The following is a 3,143-nucleotide window of genomic DNA, read 5'->3' as shown; positions in this document are numbered from 1 at the left end:
CACAACCCAACCAGGGCGCACTCAAGCACCCGTTTCCCCCGGTTTCGGTGCTCAACCGCGCCCCAGCCGGACCCCCGGACGGCATCGACGACGGGCATCTCGGGTACCTATGGGTCATCGACTCCCCGCCCATGACGGCCGGGGAGATCGCCGTCACCGAGGAAGCCTGCCGAGTGATTGCATAACTTTTGCCGCAGCGCGATTCCAGAAACGATGACAGGGCCGATGACAGGGCCGACGAAAGCAGGCGATTGGCCCGGGCCGCGCTGGTGGATGGTGACCCCGGCGCCATCGCCCGGGCACGCTCGGACGGGTTCCTGCCACTCACCGGGGGCTCTCCGTGCTGTCCCTGCGCATCTCGGGGGAAGCCAGGGTGGCGCCGTCGAAGGTGGTCGCCGAGATTGCCGGCATGGCGGCTGACCTGGCGCAGCCGACGTATGCGGGACGCAATATCGCAACGCCGGTGCCTGGGGGAATCCGGGTCCTGGCCGCCGGCACGGCCAAGCACCATTTGGCCCCGATCGTTGCCGCGCTCGGCGTGTCCTGCCGGCGGCGGCACCTGAAACTGATGGCCTGGGGCCGCGCCGACGTCACCGACGACGATGCGATCAGCGCCACCATTCGCCACGCGGCCTTCGCGGCGGCGTTGTCGACCCGGGTGGAACCTCTCCGGTGGGAGGACCTGGGTGTTTGGTCGTTGTTGTTCGACCGGTCGTGGAGCGTTGACCTGGTGCGGCAGATCAGCCCCCCAGGACCTGCGCTGGCGACCCACAGCAACGGCACGTTGTGGCGGACCGAGCTGAGCCTCCTCAATCACGGCCGTGATGCCACGGCCACCTGCGCGGAACTCATGATTCACCGCGCCACGTTGTACTACCGGCTCGACAAGATCAAGGGGATCATCGACGCGCCGCCCGGACTGCCCGGCTGGGCGGAAACGTCCCTGCACGTCGGCCTGGGACTGCGGCATGCCATCGACCTTGGCCTGGGCGCGATAGTGGACCAGGAAGCCCGAGCGCGGAGGTCAGCTTCGTCCGCCCGGAGGGCCGACCACAAGGAGCGTGCCCACGATGATGGCCACCGCCGCCATGAATCCGGGCACGAGCACGGCCGGGCGGCGCAACAGCCACCGCAGCAGCCTGCTGTCCAGAGTGTGATCACGGGGGTCGTCCGTCGCCGTCGAGCGCCACTCGCCGTCGAGCATGTCATTCCGTTCCAAATGGCGGTCGAACGGGATGGTGGCATACGGGATGAACGTGGTGGCGGCGGCGAGGACGAGTGTCCGTTTCGCCCAGAACTGGTTCACTCCCACCAGGACCGACGTCATCAGGTAGGTGATGAAGACGACGCCGTGGATGGAACCGGCGATTGTGACCGGCAGGGACCCGGCGTCGAACACGTACTTCAACAGCATGGCAGCGATCAAGAGGGTCCAGGTGACGGCCTCGGCGAGGGCGACGGCACGGTAAAACACGCGGGGTGTCATGGGGCAACTCCGATGAGTAGTCGTATCGATGGGTGCAGGTGTCAGGTCGCCGGCGGTACCGGGAGGCCCCGGTCGATGAGGTTATTGATCGTCGCGGCCAGTCGCGCGGCTGCGGACGGATCAGCACCGTGTCTGGTGGCGGCATCGAGCATGCCCTGGATGAGGAGGGCGTGGGCGTCCGGCTCGGGCACCGCCATGTGCGTCAGGCTATCCCGCAATGGTCGCATCAGGTCCTCATGAAGGGTGCGGAATCGCCGTGACTGTTCCGCGGTGAAGCGGTACCCCCCGACCAGTCCCGCGATCTCGTGCCTGCCCTCGGCCACCATTCGCATGGTCTGGTTGACGTAGGCGTGCAGTTTTGCCGCACCTGGTTCGACGTCGGCCAGGCTCGCGGTCATGATGGCACCCCAGTCCTCGAAGGCCACGGCCGCGATCTCGGTGATGAGATCGGACGCCGAGGAGAAGTACTCGTAGACACTGCTGCGGGCCAACCCGGCACGGGTGCCGACGGCGGCGAGGCGTACGCCCTCCGGGCCATGTTCGACCAGCTCGGCGCGTCCGGCGGCCATCAGGGCCCGGCGCTGGTTTTCCCGGTGTTCGGCCACGCTGCCTGCCGCTATCCGAGGCATGGAAGAGGACCCGGACGGCACATTGCTTTTTCCGACAACATGTCGACAACAATACGGTTACCGACATCCCGTCGGCAAATTGGGGGTTGCCCGGGCTCGCGGGAAGGGTTTCCGCCAGCTCCCCGTCGCCCCGACGGAACCGGTGCCGGCATCGTCACTAGACTGGATCCATGTCCGATATCTTCTCCCACGCACCGACACGCATACCGGCTGGCGATGCCGCGCCGGCGGCCCGCGTGACGAAGGTGCTGGTCCCGGTGGGGCCCGAGTACGCGTTCGACGGGTTCACGGACGGCATCCACCTGTGGTGGCCCATGACGACGAGCGGCGCATTCGGCGACGGGTCGCATGCCGGCTTCGACGACAGACAGCTTGTGGAGGAAGCGCCCGACGGGCGAGCGCAACTGTGGGCGGAGGTGCGGTCGTGGACGCCGCCGTCGTCATTGGTCCTCGACTGGCAGCTGGGTGACAGCCCATTGACCCCAACCACCGTCGCGGTGACGTTCGATCCGATCGAGGGCGGTACGCTCGTTACCCTGATCCACGACGGCTGGGCGCCAGGTGACCTGGGTCGCGAGCAATACGCCAAGCACTGTGATTGGCCCCTCATCTTGGCCGGATACGCCCGTTTCATGGGTGGGGAAGTTCGGTTCGACTAGAATAGAGGGCGGGCCTCGTAGCCCCACGATTTTTAGAAGAAGACGATCAATAGTGACGAGCCGCAGTTACTGTGCCAGTTTGTGCGCTCACAGGTTTAGGAGTCGGCATGGCTGAGCAATTCGGTGAAAACCGCGACGGACAATCGCACGGACAAGACGGCGGGCACGGTGACCGCAAGCCTTTCGGCAATCGTGACAAGCGCGACGGCGGCTACCGCGGCCAGGGCGGTCGCGACGGCGAACGTCGACCCTACAACGACCGTGGTGACCGCCCTTCGNCGGGATGACCGGGGCCCCCGCACGGGTGGTTACCAGGGCGCCCGTGACGGTGAGCGGCGCCCGTTCAACGACCGTGGTGACCGCCCGTCC

The 3,143-nt window shown here is 66.8% G+C and carries 4 protein-coding genes and 1 pseudogene; 3 read left to right on the top strand and 2 right to left on the bottom strand.

Going from position 1 to position 3,143, the window contains the following annotated elements; genetic code table 11:
* Together EJC77_RS20830 and EJC77_RS21670 are read left to right on the top strand one after the other, a co-directional pair.
* Positions 1–185: hypothetical protein (locus EJC77_RS20830; RefSeq protein ID WP_205787523.1), on the top strand; the 185-nt coding region annotated here is incomplete at its 5' end.
* A 224-nt stretch (positions 186–409) separates the two neighbouring features.
* Positions 410–901: pseudogene (locus tag EJC77_RS21670) on the top strand (helix-turn-helix domain-containing protein); the annotation flags it as partial.
* Between the two features lie 123 nt (positions 902–1,024).
* Here the strand turns inward: EJC77_RS21670 and EJC77_RS19550 are convergent.
* Positions 1,025–1,486: a DUF3817 domain-containing protein gene (locus EJC77_RS19550; protein ID WP_125616763.1), complete on the bottom strand. Its 462-nt coding sequence runs from the start codon at positions 1,484–1,486 to the stop codon at positions 1,025–1,027.
* A 41-nt stretch (positions 1,487–1,527) separates the two neighbouring features.
* On the bottom strand, positions 1,528–2,091 hold the full coding sequence (locus EJC77_RS19545; RefSeq protein WP_164520500.1) for a TetR/AcrR family transcriptional regulator: 564 nt from the start codon (positions 2,089–2,091) through the stop codon (positions 1,528–1,530).
* A 194-nt stretch (positions 2,092–2,285) separates the two neighbouring features.
* Here EJC77_RS19545 and EJC77_RS19540 point away from each other — a divergent pair, with 194 nt between their 5' ends.
* On the top strand, positions 2,286–2,774 hold the full coding sequence (locus EJC77_RS19540) for an SRPBCC domain-containing protein (RefSeq protein WP_125616757.1): 489 nt from the start codon (positions 2,286–2,288) through the stop codon (positions 2,772–2,774).
* Positions 2,775–3,143: the final 369 nt, after the last annotated feature.

The organism is Specibacter cremeus (assembly GCF_003946885.1).
Lineage (GTDB): Bacteria > Actinomycetota > Actinomycetes > Actinomycetales > Micrococcaceae > Specibacter > Specibacter cremeus.
Note: the sequence above shows the minus strand (reverse complement) of the source record. Positions and strands in the feature narration are given on the sequence as shown.